The organism is Ancylobacter sp. SL191 (assembly GCF_026625645.1).
Classification (GTDB): Bacteria; Pseudomonadota; Alphaproteobacteria; order Rhizobiales; family Xanthobacteraceae; genus Ancylobacter.
The window spans coordinates 1,776,018-1,793,265 of record NZ_CP113056.1; the positions used below are offsets into that span (position 1 = coordinate 1,776,018).

At 66.9% G+C, this 17,248-nt stretch carries 16 protein-coding genes; 8 read left to right on the forward strand and 8 right to left on the reverse strand.

From position 1 onward, the window contains the following. Positions 1–26 precede the first annotated feature (26 nt). Genes OU996_RS08030 through OU996_RS08045 form a run of 4 tightly spaced genes read right to left on the reverse strand, consistent with a single transcriptional unit; the run spans position 27 to position 5,215 of the window. On the reverse strand, positions 27–584 hold the full coding sequence (locus OU996_RS08030; RefSeq protein WP_267585081.1) for a sarcosine oxidase subunit gamma: 558 nt from the start codon (positions 582–584) through the stop codon (positions 27–29). Positions 585–612: 28 nt separating this feature from the next. Then, positions 613–3,648: a sarcosine oxidase subunit alpha gene (locus tag OU996_RS08035; RefSeq protein ID WP_267585082.1), complete on the reverse strand. Its 3,036-nt coding sequence runs from the start codon at positions 3,646–3,648 to the stop codon at positions 613–615. Then, positions 3,645–3,938, reverse strand: a complete 294-nt coding sequence (locus OU996_RS08040) for a sarcosine oxidase subunit delta (RefSeq protein WP_267585083.1) — start codon at positions 3,936–3,938, stop codon at positions 3,645–3,647. Before OU996_RS08040 ends, OU996_RS08035 begins: the two co-directional genes overlap by 4 nt. Positions 3,939–3,949: 11 nt before the next feature. Beyond that, on the reverse strand, positions 3,950–5,215 hold the full coding sequence (locus OU996_RS08045) for a sarcosine oxidase subunit beta family protein (RefSeq protein ID WP_420712720.1): 1,266 nt from the start codon (positions 5,213–5,215) through the stop codon (positions 3,950–3,952). 224 nt (positions 5,216–5,439) lie between these two features. Between OU996_RS08045 and OU996_RS08050 the strand changes: the two genes are divergently transcribed. The 4 genes from OU996_RS08050 to serA all read left to right on the forward strand — a co-directional run bounded on the left by OU996_RS08050 (position 5,440) and on the right by serA (position 10,228). After that, positions 5,440–6,264 carry a tellurite resistance TerB family protein gene (locus OU996_RS08050; protein WP_267585084.1) on the forward strand — a complete coding sequence of 275 codons (825 nt, stop codon included), beginning with the start codon at positions 5,440–5,442 and terminating at the stop codon, positions 6,262–6,264. Positions 6,265–6,506: 242 nt separating this feature from the next. Next, positions 6,507–7,064 carry an outer membrane protein gene (locus OU996_RS08055; protein WP_267585085.1) on the forward strand — a complete coding sequence of 186 codons (558 nt, stop codon included), beginning with the start codon at positions 6,507–6,509 and terminating at the stop codon, positions 7,062–7,064. Positions 7,065–7,248: 184 nt separating this feature from the next. Further along, positions 7,249–8,424 (forward strand): phosphoserine transaminase, encoded by a 1,176-nt coding sequence (locus OU996_RS08060; RefSeq protein ID WP_267585086.1) that lies wholly within the window; start codon positions 7,249–7,251, stop codon positions 8,422–8,424. Between the two features lie 217 nt (positions 8,425–8,641). Beyond that, positions 8,642–10,228 carry a phosphoglycerate dehydrogenase gene (gene serA, locus OU996_RS08065; protein ID WP_267585087.1) on the forward strand — a complete coding sequence of 529 codons (1,587 nt, stop codon included), beginning with the start codon at positions 8,642–8,644 and terminating at the stop codon, positions 10,226–10,228. 65 nt (positions 10,229–10,293) lie between these two features. Here serA and eda read toward each other — a convergent pair whose 3' ends face one another. Continuing rightward, positions 10,294–10,941: a bifunctional 4-hydroxy-2-oxoglutarate aldolase/2-dehydro-3-deoxy-phosphogluconate aldolase gene (gene eda / locus OU996_RS08070; protein ID WP_267585088.1), complete on the reverse strand. Its 648-nt coding sequence runs from the start codon at positions 10,939–10,941 to the stop codon at positions 10,294–10,296. 189 nt (positions 10,942–11,130) lie between these two features. Between eda and puuE the strand changes: the two genes are divergently transcribed. Together puuE and OU996_RS08080 are read left to right on the forward strand one after the other, a co-directional pair. Next, positions 11,131–12,063, forward strand: coding sequence for an allantoinase PuuE (gene puuE, locus OU996_RS08075; RefSeq protein WP_267585089.1), 933 nt, complete (start codon positions 11,131–11,133; stop codon positions 12,061–12,063). Positions 12,064–12,067: 4 nt separating this feature from the next. Further along, complete coding sequence (locus tag OU996_RS08080; RefSeq protein ID WP_267585090.1) at positions 12,068–12,424, forward strand: MliC family protein; 357 nt, start codon at positions 12,068–12,070, stop codon at positions 12,422–12,424. A gap of 6 nt (positions 12,425–12,430) precedes the next feature. Here the strand turns inward: OU996_RS08080 and OU996_RS08085 are convergent, their stop codons facing one another. Continuing rightward, complete coding sequence (locus tag OU996_RS08085; protein WP_267585091.1) at positions 12,431–12,871, reverse strand: ion channel; 441 nt, start codon at positions 12,869–12,871, stop codon at positions 12,431–12,433. A 35-nt stretch (positions 12,872–12,906) separates the two neighbouring features. Here OU996_RS08085 and OU996_RS08090 point away from each other — a divergent pair, with 35 nt between their 5' ends. Then, on the forward strand, positions 12,907–13,746 hold the full coding sequence (locus OU996_RS08090) for a GNAT family N-acetyltransferase (RefSeq protein WP_267585092.1): 840 nt from the start codon (positions 12,907–12,909) through the stop codon (positions 13,744–13,746). Here OU996_RS08090 and OU996_RS08095 read toward each other — a convergent pair. After that, the gene (locus OU996_RS08095) at positions 13,743–14,657 is read right to left on the reverse strand and encodes a DMT family transporter (RefSeq protein ID WP_267585093.1); all 915 of its coding nucleotides are present in this window, start codon (positions 14,655–14,657) and stop codon (positions 13,743–13,745) included. The genes OU996_RS08090 and OU996_RS08095 overlap by 4 nt on opposite strands. Positions 14,658–14,775: 118 nt before the next feature. Further along, on the reverse strand, positions 14,776–15,654 hold the full coding sequence (locus tag OU996_RS08100; RefSeq protein ID WP_267585094.1) for a VOC family protein: 879 nt from the start codon (positions 15,652–15,654) through the stop codon (positions 14,776–14,778). Between the two features lie 276 nt (positions 15,655–15,930). Between OU996_RS08100 and OU996_RS08105 the strand changes: the two genes are divergently transcribed. Beyond that, positions 15,931–17,226, forward strand: coding sequence for an adenylosuccinate synthase (locus OU996_RS08105; protein WP_267585095.1), 1,296 nt, complete (start codon positions 15,931–15,933; stop codon positions 17,224–17,226). The last annotated feature ends 22 nt before the right edge of the window (positions 17,227–17,248 follow it).

A 17,248-nucleotide genomic window follows, 5' to 3' on the forward strand; every position in this document is an offset into this window, starting at 1 on the left:
CAGGACCGGATCGTTGCCGGCCGGCGTCAGTTCAGCTCGCGCCGGCCCTCTTCCAGCAGGTCCCACACATAGGGCGCGAAGGAGCGCCAGACGTCGATGCGGAAGGTCTCCGACCCGGTGCGCGAGAGCACGATCTCCGCCTTGTGGAACAGGGTGCGGGTGCACATGCCGACCGGAAACCGCACGAGATCGAGCGGCAGCGGGCAACCCTGGTTGAGCACGAAAGCGGCCTTCGGGCCGGTCAGTTCCAGTCCGACGCTACGCGAGGACACATCGACAAGGGAGTGCGGCACACCAGCAGTCGCGGCCTCGATGGCGGCCGCGATTGGCGCGGCCTCGGCGCCCGGCGCCAGCAGGATCCAATCGTCCGGTCCCAGCCAAAGCGCCGAGCGCTGCTCATTGGTGGTGAAACGGCAAGCCTCGCGCGGCAGGGCGACACCGAAGGCGTCGCCCGCCGGACCGATGGCGCCCTCGCGCCCCCGGAAGGCGAGGCGCGCCGCGGACGGCAGAACCTTGAGCGAGGCCGTGGCCCGGCGGGGCGAGCGTAGGGCGAGCGCGGCGAGCGGATCGGCGGATACGGGCATGGTCCGAGTCCCGGTGGGGGAAGAGGTCTCAAGCATTCAGGCGCTCTCCCTTGGGGTCGTAGAACATCGGCTCGACCACCTCGACCTCGATCACGCTGCTGGGCATGGGCACGGCGAGCTTCTGCCCGATGCGTCCGCGCCCGCCCTTGATGACCGCGAGAGCGATGGACCGATCGAGCACCGCGCTGTGATAGGCCGAGGTCACATGGCCGAGCATCGGCACCGGCACCGGTGCGTTTGCGTCAGCGACGACCTGCGCGCCTTCCTCCAGCACGATGGCCGGATTGGTAGTCAGCAGGCCGACGAGCTGCTTGCGGTCCGGCGCCGACATCGAAGTACGGGCGAGCGAGCGCTTACCGACGAAGTCCTTCTTCGCCTTGCCGACTGCCCAGCCGAGATTGACGTCGTCCGGTGTCGCCGTGCCGTCCGTCTCCTGGCCGACAATGATGTAGCCCTTCTCGGCGCGCAGGACATGCATCGTCTCGGTGCCATAGGGCGTGATGCCGAAGCGCTCGCCGGAGGCGTAGATGGCCTCCCAGATGAAGCGGCCATATTCAGCTGGCACGTTCACCTCGAAGCCGAGTTCACCGGTGAAGGAGACGCTGAACAGCCGGGTCGGCACGCCGCAGATATGCCCCTCCCGCACGCTCATATGCGGGAAGGCGTCCTTCGACAGGTCGATCCCCTCGACCAGCGGCTCCAGCACGGCGCGGGCATTCGGGCCCTGCACGGCGATCACCGCCCATTGCTCGGTGGTGGAGGTGAGCCACACGTCGAGGTCGGGCCACTCGGTCTGGAGATAATCCTCCATATGGGCGAGCACGCGCGGTGCGCCGCCGGTCGTGGTGGTGACATGGAAGCGGTCCGGCGCCATGCGGCCGACCACGCCGTCATCCATCACGAAGCCATCCTCGCGCAGCATGACGCCGTAGCGCAGCCGGCCGGGCTCAAGCTTGGCCCAGGCGTTGGTGTACATGCGGTTCATGAACTCGGCGGCGTCCGGGCCGACGATCTCGATCTTGCCGAGGGTCGAGGCGTCGAACATGCCGACCGAAGCGCGCACCGCCTTGCACTCGCGGGCGACGGCGGCGTGTATATCCTCGCCGGCCTTGGGGAAGTACCAGGCGCGCTTCCACAGGCCGACATCCTCGAAGGCGGCGCCGTGTTCGGCCGCCCAGTCATGGATCGGCGTCTTGCGCACCGGATCGAACAGGTCGCCGCGCGCCTCTCCGGCGAAGATGCCGAAGGTGGTGGGGGTGAAGGGCGGGCGGAAGGTGGTCAACCCGATCTGCGGCACCGGCGTCCCGAGCGCCTCGGACACGATGCCGAGTGCGTTCATGTTGGACGTCTTGCCCTGATCGGTCGCCATACCGGTCGTGGTGTAGCGCTTCACATGCTCGATGGAGCGCATGCCCTCGCGGGTGGCGAGCTTGATGTCCTTGGAGGTGACATCGTTCTGCCAGTCAACGAAAGCCTTGGCGAAGGCAGGGTTGCGGTTGTGCGGGGTGGCGCCGATGAAGCCGTCATTGCCGAGGTCCGGCGCTTCGGCCTTGAAGGAGCGGGACGAGGGGCCGTTCACCGGCGTCGCACCGCGCTGCGGCGAGACGGTGTCGCGCGCCGCCTTGGCCGCGGCCTCACCCGCGGCATAGCCGTCTTCCAGCACGGCGTTGAGCCCATAGACGCCCCGGCACGCACCCGCGGAACGCTCGCGCTCGACCGAGATGCCCGGCAGATATGACCCCGAGGCGGCGTCCCAAACCAGCTTGCCGCGCGACTGGGAGAACAAATGGAGGCTCGGCGTGTAGCCGCCCGACATCAGCACCGTGTCGCAGGCAATGGTCTGGGAGCGACCGACCTCGCCGCCGGATACCTTGGCGAGATCGGCGGAGGCGACGCGCAGACGACCAGACGTGCAAGTGACGACAGTGCCTGGCCGCACATCGATGCCGGCGGCGAGGGCGCGGCTCGGCAGTTCGCCATGAAGCTCTGCGCGCAGATCCGCCACCGCCGCGATGGTGACACCGGCGGCCTTGAGTTCCAGCGCGGCCCGGTAGCCGGAATCGCAGGCGGTGAAGATCACCGCCCGCTCGCCGGGCTTGGCACCATAGCGGCTGACATAGGTGCGTCCGGAATCGGCCAGCATCACACCCGGCCGGTCATTGTCGGGGAACACCAGCGGGCGCTCATGCGCACCGGCGGCGATCACCACCTCGGTCGCCCGCACCTGCCAGAGCCGTTCGCGCGGGAGGTCGCGGTCGGGGGCGGCGAGGTGCTCGCTCACGCGCTCGGCCAGCGCGATCATGTTGTGGGGGAAGTAGCCAAAGCCGGTGGTGCGCGGCAGAAGCGTGACGTTTTCATGCTGCGCCAGGGTGGCGAGCGTGTCGGCCAGCCAGGCTTGCGCCGGCTTGCCCTCAATGGTCGCGCCGACCTCCGCCAGCAACGAGCCGCCGAGTTCCGCCTGCTCGTCGCACAGGATCACCCGCGCGCCGCTCTCCGCCGCCGCCAGCGCCGCCGCGAGGCCGGCCGGGCCGGCGCCGACGACCAGAACGTCGCAGAAGGCGTAGTTCTGGGTGTAGCGATCCGGGTCGGGCAGGGTAGGTGCCTTGCCGAGGCCCGCCATGGCGCGGATCTTCGGCTCGTAGAAGCGCTTCCACGCCCCCGCCGGCCACATGAAGGTCTTGTAGTAGAAGCCGGCCGGAAGGAACGGCGCTGCGAGATCATTGATCGCGCCGGCATCGAAGGCAAGCGTCGGCCAGCGGTTCTGGCTCTCCGCCTTCAGCCCCTCATAGATTTCCACCTGCGTCGCGCGCAGGTTCGGGGCGGTGCGGGCGCTGTCGCGGGCGACATCGACCAGCGCGTTCGGCTCGTCCGAACCCGCCGAGATGATGCCGCGCGGGCGGTGATATTTGAAGGACCGGCCGATGAGATGCACGCCATTGGCGATCAGCGCCGAGGCAAGCGTATCGCCCTTGTAGCCGCTATAGGTCTTGCCATCGAAGCGGAACGAGACGGGGGCGGCGCGGTCGATGCGCCCGCCGGACGGGGTGCGGAAGCGGTTGGTCATTTCGCCTGATCTCCCGCGCTATCCGGGCACGTTTCGCCGGCTTTGTAGGTGACGACGAAGAAGTCGCTCACCGTGTCGCGCACGGCATTGAAGAAGCGGCCGCAGCCATGGACGTGGCGCCAGCGTTCGGCGTGCAGGCCCTTGGGGTTGGTGCGGTTGTAGAGGAAATCGGCCCATTCCTCGTCGGAGAGGGTGGACGGGTCGGCCGGGCGGGCGATGTGGGCCTCGCCGCCATAGCGGAATTCCAGCTCGGGCCGGGCGCCGCACCAGGGACAGGTGATGATGAGCATCGCGTCCTCGCTCAGTGCGCGACGGCGGCCGCGGCCGCCTCGTCGATCAGGAAGCCGTCGCGGAACCGCTCCAGCGTGAAGGGGGCGTTGATCGGGTGCGGCGCGTCTTTCGCGATGGTGTGAGCGAAGACATTGCCGGACCCCGGCGTCGCCTTGAAGCCGCCCGTGCCCCAGCCGCAATTCACATAAAGGCCGGGCACCGGCGTCTTGGCGATGATGGGCGAACGGTCCGGTGTCACATCGACGATACCGCCCCAGTTGCGCAGCATGCGCAGGCGGCGGAACTGCGGAACGAGCTCGCAGATGGCGTCGAGCGTGTGGGTGGTGATGTGCAGCGCGCCGCGCTGGGAATAGGAGGTGTAGGCGTCCGTGCCGGCGCCGATGACCATTTCGCCCTTGTCGGACTGCGAGATATAGGCGTGGATGGTGTTGCTCATGACGACCGTCGGGAAAGCCGGCTTTACCGGCTCCGACACCAGGGCCTGCAGCGGGTAGCTCTCCAGCGGCATGCGCAGGCCGGCCATCGCCATCACCACGCTGGTGTGGCCGGCGGCGGAGACGCCGATCTTCTTTGCCTTGATGAAACCCCGCGAGGTCTCGACGCCTTCCACCGCACCATCGACGCCGCGCCGGATGCCGGTGACTTCGCAGTTCTGGATGATGTCGACGCCGCGCGAATCCGCCGCGCGGGCGAAGCCCCAGGCCACCGCGTCGTGCCGCGCCGTGCCGCCGCGCCGCTGCAGCGCGCCACCAAGGATCGGGTAGCGCATGGAGGAGATATTCAGCGGCGGGCAGAATTCCTTGCACTGCTCGGCGGTGAGCCACTCATTATCGACCCCGTTCAGCCTGTTGGCATGAACATGGCGCTTGAAGCTCTGCACGTCATGGATGTTGTGGGCGAGCATGAGCACGCCGCGCGCCGAATACATCACGTTGTAGTTCAGATCCTGCGACAGGCCTTCCCACAGCTTCACTGAATGCTCGTAGAGCGCGGCGCTCTCGTCGAAGAGGTAGTTGGAGCGCACGATCGTGGTGTTGCGGCCGGTATTGCCGCCGCCCAGCCAGCCGCGCTCCAGCACCGCGACGCGGGTGATGCCGTGCTCCTTGGCGAGGTAATAGGCCGCCGCAAGGCCATGGCCGCCGGCGCCGATGATGATGACGTCGTATTCCGACTTGGGCTCGGGATTGCGCCATTGGGGCTGCCAGCTCTTGTGGCCGCCGAGGGCGCGGCGGAAGAGTTCGAGGCCGGAGAATTTCTGCAAATTTGCCTCCGACATGACGTCGTCTGACCGATGATGCTCCATGGTCGCGCGCTGGCTCGAAACAGGCGAGCATTGTTTCGGCGCAGTCGTTGAACAGATGCGACACGAGATGCGACAGCCGGTGCCGAGAGGGCGCCCGAAGCTGATCACGCGGAGGTTATCGGCGGCGCCGGCTTTTCCTTGCGGAAGCCATGATGCGTGCCTACCTCCGAAGCGACTCTTTGAGAACAGGATCCACAATGTTCAACAGCGGCAGCTTCGACGCCAAGCGCCTTCTCGACCAGTTCCTTTCCCCGCAGACCGGCGCCGGCGGCGTGCCCGCCCCCACCGGTGGCACCGCGCCGACCGGCGGGTTCCTTGGCAGCTTGTCCGGCGTTGCCAGCGCGCTTGGCCAAAAGGGTGGCAGCGGCGGTGATTTGCTGAGCCAGGCCAAGGGCTATTTGTCGAATAATGGCGGCTCGCTCGCCTCGGGCGCGGCGGCCGGTGCGCTGGTCTCACTGGTGCTCGGCAACAAGTCCGGCCGCAAGGTGGCGAAGAAAGCCGTGGCTCTCGGCGGCCTCGCCCTCGTCGGAACCCTCGCCTACAAGGCCTATCAGAACTATCAGCAGGGCGGGCAGCCGCAGCAGGCGGCAACGCCGCTTCCCACCCATGGCGCCAGCCTGCCGCCGCCGGACTCACCCTTTAACCCCGCGCAGGCCGACCGCACGCAACTCCCGCTGACCCTGCTGCGTACGATGATCGCCGCGTCGCTCGCCGACGGGCATATCGACGAACAGGAGCGGGTGGCCATCACCGGCAAGCTGAACGATCACGGAGCCCAGCTTGACGAGGCCGAGCGGTTTCTCACCGCTGAGCTGGCCAATCCTGCGACGGTTGAGACGCTTGCGCGCGAGGTCACCACGCCGGAAGAGGCCGCCGAGGTCTATCTCACGGCGCTGCTCGCCATCGAGGCGGATACCAGCTCGGAGCGCGCCTTCCTCGCCCGGCTGGGCATGGCTCTGAAGCTCGATCCTGCCTTGACGCCGCATCTTGAGGCCGCGGCCCGCTCGGCCAAGCAGGGCTGAGGCGCGTTCGCGAAGCGTTAAGGTTAAGCGCTCCTTAAAGTTTCGCTGCGATTCTGCCGCCCAACGACGTCTGCCGGAGATATCTCCGGCACCGCGGGAGTGGGTGTATGCGTAATGTCGGGGCTCTGTGCGCAGCAGCGAGGGTGACCGCCCGAGCCGTCGGCATCTTGTTGCTGATGAGTACGGGCGTTTATGCCGCTGATCTTGGCACGGAGGCTGACGATCTACTCGCGAAAGCGCCCGTGATCGACGACGAGAGCGGCTGGTATCTGCGCGGCGACATCGGATACGTCATCAATGAAGTGCCGGACGGGTCGCAGCTCGATTTCGCACCCGCGACGGCGCACCACATCGACGATTCCTGGCTGATCGGCCTTGGTATCGGCGCGCGTCTGAGCGACTGGCTCCGTGTCGATCTTACCGCGGATTATCGGGGCCAGGCGGCGACAAGCACGGGCGATCTGAGCGCCGATTTCAGCGCCGCAACGGCGTTGGCCAATGTCTATATCGACCTCGGCACCTGGAAGGGCATCACGCCCTATGTCGGTGCCGGCGTCGGCGCCGGCTATGTCTCGCTCGCCGATATCGAGTGGCTCGGCGCCAATATTGGCGACCGGGATGGCTGGGGGCTTGCCTGGGCGCTGATGGCGGGTGTCTCGGTAGATGTCGCGCCGCGTTGGCAGGTCGATGTCGGCTACCGGTATCTCAGCCTCGAGAATATTGACCTCGGCGCCGCTCTCCCCGACATGCAGCAGGATGCTCACGAGATCAGGCTCGGCGCCCGCTACATGCTGGACTGACGGGTCAGGGCACGGTCGAGTGCCTCCTCTGGCCGAACCTTTTCCCCGGCGATGCCCTTTTGACCGCTGAATGCGGATGCGGGCGAAGCTAAAAATCCGCTTGCGCGATGAGGGGGGCGGGAGTACATCCCCGCTCGGGCTACCCTTCCCCACCGAAGGGCACCCATCTGGAAGGATGGCTAAAATGACGATGAACGCTCTGCCGGCGGCGAAGCCGGCCAATCCCAATTTTTCGTCTGGTCCCTGCGCCAAGCGTCCTGGTTGGACGCTGGAGGCCTTGAGCGATGCTCCGCTCGGCCGCTCGCACCGCGCCAAGGTCGGTAAGACCAAGCTGAAGCTTGCGATAGACCTCACCCGCGACGTTCTGCAGATCCCCGCCGACTATCGCATCGGCATTGTGCCGGCGTCCGATACCGGCGCGGTCGAGATGGCGCTTTGGTCTCTGCTCGGCGCCCGCCCGGTCGATCTGCTCGCCTGGGAAAGCTTCGGTGAAGGCTGGGTGACGGACGTCGTCAAGCAGCTCAAGCTCAAGGATGCCCGCGTCCTCAAGGCCGGCTATGGCGACCTGCCGAACCTTGCCGAAGTTAATTTCGACCATGACGTGGTCTTCACCTGGAACGGGACGACCTCCGGCGTGCGCGTTCCGAATGGCGACTGGATCGCTGCCGACCGTCAGGGCCTGACCATCTGCGACGCGACCTCGGCCGCCTTCGCGCAGGAACTCGACTGGGCCAAGCTCGATGTCGTCACCTATTCCTGGCAGAAGGTGCTGGGTGGTGAGGCCGCGCATGGCATGCTCATCCTCTCGCCGCGTGCGGTCGAGCGTCTTCAGAGCTACGTGCCGGCCTGGCCGCTGCCGAAGATCTTCCGCCTGACGTCGGGCGGCAAGCTGATCGAAGGCATCTTCCAGGGCGAGACGATCAACACCCCGTCCATGCTCTGTGTCGAGGACTATGTCGACGCGCTGAACTGGGCCAAGTCGGTTGGCGGGCTCGAGGGCCTCGTTGCCCGCTCGAACGCCAATTTCAAGGTGCTGGCCGACTGGGTCGCGAAGACCGACTGGGTCGACTTCCTCGCCAAGGAGCCGGCGACGCGCTCCAACACCTCTGTCTGCCTCGTTGTGGCCGATCCCGAGGTGAAGGCGCTCCCCGCCGATGCGCAGGAGGCCTTCGCCAAGGCGCTCGCCGCCGTGCTGGAGAAGGCGGGCGTGGCCTATGACATCGGCGCTTACCGCGATGCACCCGCGGGCCTGCGCATTTGGGCCGGTGCGACCGTCGAGGCGTCCGATCTTGCGGCGCTGCTGCCCTGGCTCGACTGGGCCTATGCCGAAGCGAAGGTTGGCCTGAAAAAGGCCGCCTGATCCCTCATCGCGCGTTCCCGCCGCTGACGCGAGGGGACGGCGAAGGGACAGGGCGCGAGCCCGGCGGCGACACGGCTTTTCTCTCCCGGCCGTTCCGCCGTCGGCGACCGTCGCGCCATGCCCGACGAACGCTTCGTCGTCCTCTCCCGCCAGCGGCGGGTCGACCCTTTCCAGCCCGCGTGGCGGGCGACCTCATTCCATCGGATGGACCCCAACCATGGCTCCCCGCGTTCTTATTTCCGACGCCCTCTCCCCGGCCGCCGTGCAGATCTTCAAGGATCGCGGCATCGAGGTCGATTTCCAGCCGAACCTCGGCAAGGACAAGGACAAGCTCGCCGAGATCATCGGCGACTATGACGGCCTCGCGATCCGTTCCGCCAGCAAGGTGACCCCGAAGATCCTGGCCAATGCCAAGAAACTGAAGGTCGTCGGCCGCGCCGGCATCGGCGTCGACAATGTCGACATCCCGGCTGCCACGGCCAAGGGCGTGATCGTGATGAACACGCCGTTCGGCAACTCGATCACCACGGCCGAGCACGCCATTGCCATGATGTTCGCGCTGGCTCGCGAGATTCCCGCCGCCGACGCCTCGACCCAGGCCGGCAAGTGGGAAAAGAACCGCTTCATGGGCGTCGAACTCACTGCCAAGACGCTTGGCATCATTGGCTGCGGCAATATCGGTTCCATCGTTGCCGACCGCGCCCTCGGCCTGAAGATGAAAGTCGTCGCCTATGACCCCTTCCTCTCGCCCGAGCGCGCGCTCGACATCGGCGTGGAGAAGGTGGAGCTCGACGATCTCCTCGCCCGCGCCGACGTCATCACCCTGCACACGCCACTGACCGAGAAGACCAAGAACGTCCTCTCCGCCGAGGCGATCGCCAAGACCAAGAAGGGCGTGCGGATCGTCAACTGCGCCCGCGGTGGACTTGTCGACGAGGCGGCGCTGGCAGAGGCGCTGAAGTCCGGCCATGTCGCCGGCGCGGCCTTCGACGTGTTCATCACCGAGCCGGCGACCGAGAATCCGCTGTTCGGTCTGCCGAATGTCATCTGCACCCCGCATCTCGGCGCCTCGACCTCCGAAGCGCAGGAGAATGTGGCCCTGCAGGTTGCCGAGCAGATGAGCGATTATCTGCTGCGCGGCGCCATCTCCAACGCGGTGAACTTCCCCTCGATCACCGCCGAGGAAGCGCCCAAGCTCAAGCCCTTCATCGAACTCGCCGAGAAGCTCGGCTCCTTCGCCGGCCAGCTCACCGAGACCGACATTAAGACCATCCGCATCACCTATGATGGCGCGGTGGCGGGCCTCAAGATCAAGGCGCTGACTTCGGCCGCCGTGGCCGGCCTGCTGCGCCCGGCGCTTGCCGATATCAACGTCGTCTCCGCCCCGAGCGTCGCCAAGGAGCGCGGCATCGTCATCGAGGAGACCACGCGCGACGTCGCCGGGGACTATGAGAGCCTCGTCACGCTCACCGTGGTGACCGACGAGATGGAGCGTTCGATTGCCGGCACTGTGTTTGCCGATGGTCGCCCGCGCATCATCGACATCAAGGGCATCAAGGTGGACGCCGAATTCGCGCCGTCGATGCTCTATGTGACCAATGAGGACAAGCCGGGCTTTGTCGGCCGTTTCGCCAGCCTTTTGGGTGATGCCGGCATCAACATCGCCACTTTCGCCCTTGGTCGCGACCATCAGGGCGGCGATGCCATCGCGCTGGTCGAGGTCGATGGGCCGGTCCCGGCGGAGCTGCTCGCCAAGGTGCAGCAGCTTCCGTCCGTGAAGCAGGCCCGCCCGCTGCACTTCTGACGGCTAGACCCATGAAAAAGCCCGCCGGGACGCTGTCCCGGCGGGCTCTCTTTTTTGTGGAGATATCAGCCCGGGAAAGCGGCGCGGTGCAGCTTGGCGGCGGCCTTCGAGAGCGCGACGATCTGCTCCCAATCGCCCAGATTCACCGCCTCATTCGGGCAGACCCAGGAGCCGCCGACCGCGAGAATGTTCGGCTGCGACAGATACTTGCCGACATTGTCCGGGCCGATGCCGCCGGTGGGGCAGAAGCGCAGGTCCGGCAGCGGGCCGGCCAGCGACTTGATGAGATTGGCGCCGCCGACCGATTCGGCCGGGAACAGCTTCAGCACCGGGAAACCCATGGCGTGCAGCGCCATCGCCTCGGTGGCCGTGGCGCAGCCGGGCATGACCGGCACGGGAGCTTCGGCCAGCGCCTCGGCGAGCGCGGGCGGGCAGCCGGGGCTGACGAGGAAGCGCGCGCCCGCATCGATCGACTTCTGCACGAGATCGGGCCGGGTCACCGTGCCGGCGCCGACGATCGCGTCCGGCACCTCGGCGGCAATCGCGGCGATGGCTTCCAGCGCCACGGGCGTGCGCAGCGTTACCTCGATGAGCGGCAGGCCGCCCTCGACGAGCGCGCGGGCGAGCTTCACGCCGGCGGCAACGCTCGGCACCGTCACGACGGGCACGACAGGGGCGCGGGCGAGGAGGAAGCTGGGATCAGGAAGCGACATCGGACACCTTCAGGCTGTTTGCGCCCATCAAGACCGGCGGGTGCCGGCTTGTCGAGACCCTGTCATGCGAATTCTGCCGCATCTGCGAAGCGGCGGTGCACAAGCCCCCCCGTCTTGGAGTTTCGCCGGGCGGTGCGAGGCGGTAGCGTGAGGCATCTCCGGGCCGTCGCCGCAGCCGAGTCGTTCGCCATGTTCAACATCGATTCCGCCTATCCCCGCGACCTCATCGGCTATGGCCGCAACCCGCCGGACCCGAAATGGCCGGGCGGCGCGCGCATCGCCGTCCAGTTCGTCATCAATTACGAGGAGGGCGGCGAGAACTGCATCCTGCATGGCGATGCCGCGTCCGAGGCCTTCCTGTCGGAGATCGTCGGCGCGCAGCCCTGGCCGGGCAAGCGCCACATGAACATGGAGTCGATCTACGAGTATGGCGCACGCGCCGGCTTCTGGCGGCTGTGGCGGCTGTTCACCGCGCGCAACCTTCCCGTCACCGTCTATGGCGTGGCCACGGCGCTGGCCCGCAACCCCGACGCGGTAGCGGCGATGAAGGAGGCGGACTGGGAGATCGCCAGCCATGGGCTGAAATGGATCGACTACCGCGACCACAGCTATGAAGCCGAGAAGGCTGATTTCGACGCGGCGATGGAGCTGCACACCCGCGTGGTTGGGGAGCGCCCGCTTGGCTGGTACACGGGCCGCACATCGGAGCATTCACGCCGGATTGTGATGGAGGAGGGCGGCTTCCTCTATGATTCCGACATCTATTCCGACGACCTGCCGTTCTGGGTCGAGGGGCCGAAGGGGCCGCATCTGAGCATCCCCTACACACTCGACACCAACGACATGCGCTTCGCTATCCCCGCCGGTTTCAGCCATGGCGACCCGTTCTTCGCCTATCTCCGGGACAGCTTCGACGCGCTCTACGCCGAAGGGGCTGAGGCACCGAAGATGCTTAGTGTCGGCCTCCATTGCCGGCTGGTCGGGCGGCCCGGACGCATCCTCGCCTTGCAGCGCTTTCTCGACCATATTGCCCGGCATGAGCGGGTCTGGGTGCCACGCCGGATCGACATTGCCCGCCACTGGCATGAGCACCATAGGCCCGACAACCATCCGCCGGAGTAGCGCCATGCGCCGTTTGAACGCCGTCCTCGCCGGCCTGCTGTTGGGCATCGGCACCGCGCAGGCGGCCGACCGCATCGTGATCCCGATCCCCAAGGGCAGTTCGGTCATCACCACCAAGGTCACCTACACCTGCGACACGCTGAAGGTGCTGACGGCGACCTATATCAATGCCCCGCCGACCTCGCTGGCGACGGTGGCCTTCAAGGACGAGTTCGTGGTCATGGCCAATGTGCTGGCGGGCTCCGGTGCGCGCTATGCCGGTGACCGATTCATCTGGTGGACCAAGGGCAATTCGGGCAGCCTCTATGATCTCACCAAGGGCGAGGATGCGCCCCCGATCGCCACCTGCACACAGGATTGATGAAGATTAGCCCCTCGGTCGCCCCTGGCCGGTCAGGTGGGGGAGGTGCCCCTGAAGGACGTAGATCAGCAAGGCGGTCGACCAGCCGAACATGAGGATGCCGCTGCCCGCGGCCATGGGGCCGAGCAGACGCGTGCGAGTGCCCTGCAGCACGTCGCCATAGCCGAGCGTCGTGTAGTTCACGAAGGCGGAGTAATAGGCATCGGACGGGTCGGCTACGAGGCCAAGAGCGGCATAGAGGCTACCCCACATCCCAACTTCGAGAAGGTGCGCCGTTAGCAGGATGACGTTGGTTGTTAGGAGCGCCAGCGTCAGTCGCAGACGGGGATTACCCCACAGCCGGCTCTCGAAGGGGCGAACGACCGCGATGAGCAGAAAGGTCGCGCCGAGATGCACGAGCATCACAGCGATGTTCATGGCTATGCCAAGGACGAGTTCGCTGAGCATGATGGGTATGTCTCTCCGAATCAGCCGTGGGCACTATGACCGGCACCCTTCATATTCGCTGCCTGCAACCCGGAGAAATCCAGCTGGCGGTCGACTGGGCGGCGGCGGAGGGCTGGAATCCCGGCCTCGCTGATGCTGCCTGCTTCGGCTCGGTCGATCCGGATGGGTTCCTGGTGGCGGAGCAGGAAGGCGCGCCGGCCGCCGTCATCTCCGTGGTCAATTACGACGCGCGCTTCGCCTTCCTCGGCTTCTACATTGTGCGGCCCGACCTGCGCGGGCAGGGCATTGGCTGGACCCTGTGGCAGGCGGGTCGTGCCCATGCCGGAGAGCGGACCATTGGCCTTGATGGCGTGATGGCGCAGCAGGAGAATTACGCGTCGCAGGGGTTTCGTTTCGCCTATCGCAACATCCGTTTTGCCGGGCGGGTGGTGGGCGGCGGCGAGGAGGGGGCTGTTGATCTCGCGCGGGTGCCTTTTGCCAGCGTCGAGGGGAGCGATGCGGCGGTGTTTCCGGCGCCCCGTCCTGCATTTCTGCAATCCTGGCTCGGGACGCCCGGCCATGTCGGGCGCGCCGTGCTGCGCGACGGACGTCTGGCCGGCTGGGGCGTGATCCGGCCGGCGCGGCAGGGCTTCAAGATCGGTCCTCTGGTCGCCGAGGATGCGGCGAGCGCCGAGACGCTGTTCGGCGCGCTCGCTTCCGCTGTGGGGCCGGCGGACATCATCCTCGACGTGCCGGAGCCGAATGCCACAGCGCTCGCTCTTGCCCACCGACACGGATTGCAGCCGGTCTTCGAGACGGCGCGCATGTATACCGGGCCCATCCGCGAGGTGGCGCTGGATCGGCTCTATGGTGTCACGAGCTTCGAGCTCGGCTAGGCCTGCGTCGGCAACGGGCTGCGCGGGGCGAAGATCGTCGCGATGAACACGCCGGAGAGCACGAGCGCATAGCCGGCCGCGTGGTAGAGGTGTGGCGTCTCCCCCAGGAACAGGATCGCGAGCGCCGATCCGAACACCGGCATCAGGTGGAAGAACGGCGCCGCCCTGTTCGGCCCCACGAGTTGGACCCCGCGGTTGAAGAACAGATAGGCCAGCACCGAGGGGAAGATCGCCACATAGGCGATCACCGCCAAAGAGCGCAGATCGAAGATGATCGGCGCACCGACGGCCCGCTCGGCGATGAAAAGCGGGGTGAGCATGAGGGCGCCGGGTCCAAGGGTGAAGCCGAGAAAGCCGAGCTGCGACATGGCCGGCCGGCGCGCCAGCATCGACGAGTAGATGCCATAGACCACCATGGCGGCGATCATCCACAAATCACCCCGGTTGAACTCGATGCGCATGAGCACATCCGGGTCGCCCCGGGAGATGATGGTGAGCACACCCATGAGGGACAGCGCGATGCCACCGGCCTGTCCGGCTGACAGCCGGTCGCCATTCAGCACGAAGGACCAGAAGGCGATCAGCAGCGGCCCGATGGACTGGATCAGCAGGGCGTTCAGCGCCGGCGTGAACTGCACGGCGTGATAGGCCATGGTGTTGAACAGCGTGATGCCGGTGAAGGCGAGCACCGCCAGCACCTTCCAGTGCCTGAGCGCCACCGGCCAATCGCTGCGGATCGCCCGCCAGGCGAAGGGCAGCAGGATCAGGAAGGCGAGCACCCAGCGCAGCCAGGCCAGCGTCACTGGCGGCACATGCCCGGCGGCATGGCGACCAAGCACGATGTTGCCAGCCCAGAACAGCGAGACGAGCGAGAGGAGCAGATAGGGGGCGTCGAGCAGGCGACGGAACATGGCACGCCACAACCGAGGGACTGCTGGACTCTCTAGAGCATTTTCGCCGTTGATGAACCGTCAGGTCTGATGAATTTCGCTGATGCCCGGCGGGAAGGCGCGCTGGAGTCTTGCAGAACTAGGCAGCCTTGACGCGCGCCACGGTGCCCCAGGGGTCGGCGACGCTAAAGGCCTCTGCGCTCCGCTGCACTTCTACCCCGGCGCGGGCGAGCCGGTCGGCGACCGCGTTGACTGCATCGACGTTCGGCAGAACGATCTCGTAGTGAACAAGGCCCGTGCTGCCGGCGGGTGCGGCACTGCCGCCTCGGCTGTGCCAGATGTTGAGGCCGAGATGGTGATGATAGCCACCGGCGCTGACGAAGAGCGCGCCGGGATAGCGGTCGGTCGTCAGGTCGAAGCCGAGCGTGTCCACATAGAAGCGATGAGCGGCTTCGAGGGCGCCGACCTGAAGGTGGACGTGGCCGATGATGGTGCCGGCCGGCATCGGGGTCTCCAGCGTGGCAGTGCCGGGCAGCTCGGCGAGCACGGCGCGCATGTCCAGCGGCTGCGTCGCCATCTCGATGGTCTTGCCCTGCCAGCGCCATTCACTCGGCTGGCGATCGCGGTAGATCTCGATGCCGTTGCCGTCGGGATCGTCGAGATAGAGCGCTTCGCTGACGAGATGATCGGAGGCGCCGATCGGGATCTGCTGGGCGATCAGCCGTCGCAGAACCACCGCGAGCGCCGGCCGGTCCGGCACGAGGATGGCGACATGGAACAGGCCGGTGGTGCCGCGGGGCCGGACTGGGGCATCGGGCGCCACCTCGAGCTCGATCAGCGTTTGTCCGCCCGCGCCGAGCTGGACCAGGCCATTCGCCTCACCGAGAACGCTCAGGCCCACCGTGCGGGTGTAGAATGCGACCGAGCGAGCCGCGTCGCGTACACGCAGGCGCACCGCGCCCAAGACCAGCTCGGAGGGGAGCGCCTGAGGCGCAGCGGTCGTCGGGGTGGGGGTCATGGGGGGCTCGGCGATATGGATGGTGTGGGTATTGCTCGGCCCGGGGCGGGGGATTTGCAAGGGGTTGCGCTTGCGTTGATGCAATAATGGGCTGTCGCGCGCGCCGTAGCGGGGGGATGCGGCGTTTGTGCCGGGGGCGGGGCGGACATCTCCTTGCCTCCCCCGGCCTCATCCCTTAAGACGGGGCAGCCCCGGACGGACCGCTTCGCCGGGGTTTTGTCTGTGCGGGCATTGGCGCTTTTGCCGGCTCGCACCTCGCAATCAGGAGCGCGGCTCGTGGCGAATGTGGTCGTCGTCGGATCCCAATGGGGCGACGAGGGTAAGGGTAAGATCGTCGATTGGCTCAGTGAGCAGGCCGACGTCGTCGTCCGCTTCCAGGGCGGTCACAATGCGGGCCATACGCTGGTCGTCGGCAACAACACCTATAAGCTCTCCCTGCTGCCCTCCGGGCTGGTGCGCGGCGCGCGCCTGTCGGTGATCGGCAATGGCGTGGTGCTCGACCCCTGGGCGCTGGTGGACGAGATCGGCCGCATCACCGGCCAGGGCGTGACGGTCACGCCCGAGCGCCTGCGCGTTGCCGAGAATGTCGCCCTCATCCTGCCGCTGCACCGCGAACTCGACGCCATCCGCGAGAACGCCGCCGCCTCGGGCACCAAGATCGGTACCACCAAGCGCGGCATTGGCCCGGCTTACGAGGACAAGGTGGGCCGCCGGGCGATCCGCCTGATGGACCTCGCCTATGAGGCGACGCTCGATGCCAAGATCGAGCGCCTGCTGGCGCATCACAATCCGCTGCGTCGCGGTCTCGGCATCGAGGAAGTCGACGCCGACAAGCTGCGCGCCGAGCTGATCGAGATCGCCCCGAAGGTTCTGCCCTATATGGATCGCGTCTGGTCGCTGCTCGACGATGAGCGCCGCCATGGCTCGAAAATCCTGTTCGAGGGCGCGCAGGGCGCGCTGCTCGACGTCGACCACGGCACCTATCCGTTCGTGACCTCGTCCAACACCGTGGCGGCGCAGGCAGCGACCGGCTCCGGCCTCGGTCCGAACGCCATCGGCTATGTGCTGGGCATCACCAAGGCCTACACCACCCGTGTCGGCGAAGGCCCGTTCCCGTCGGAGTTGCATGACGAGATCGGCCGCAGGATCGGCGAGCGCGGGCGCGAATTCGGCACCGTCACCGGGCGTCCCCGCCGTTGCGGCTGGTTCGACGCGGCGATCGTGCGCCAGACCGTGCGCACCTCCGGCATCACCGGCATCGCCCTGACCAAGCTCGACGTGCTCGACGGTTTCGAGGAGCTGAAGGTGTGCGTGCGCTACCGCCTCAATGGGCAGGAGATCGATTATCTCCCGGCCGGGCAGGACGCGCAGGCCAATCTCGAGCCGGTCTACGAGACCATTGAGGGCTGGAGCGGCTCCACCGCCGGCGCCCGCTCCTGGGCCGATCTTCCGGCCGAGGCGGTGAAATATGTGCGCCGTATCGAGGAACTGATCGGCTGCCCCGTCGCGTTGCTGTCTACCAGCCCGCAGCGGGATGATACGATCCTGGTGCAGAATCCCTTCGAGTCGTGAACGCGAAGTGACATCGTAGCGT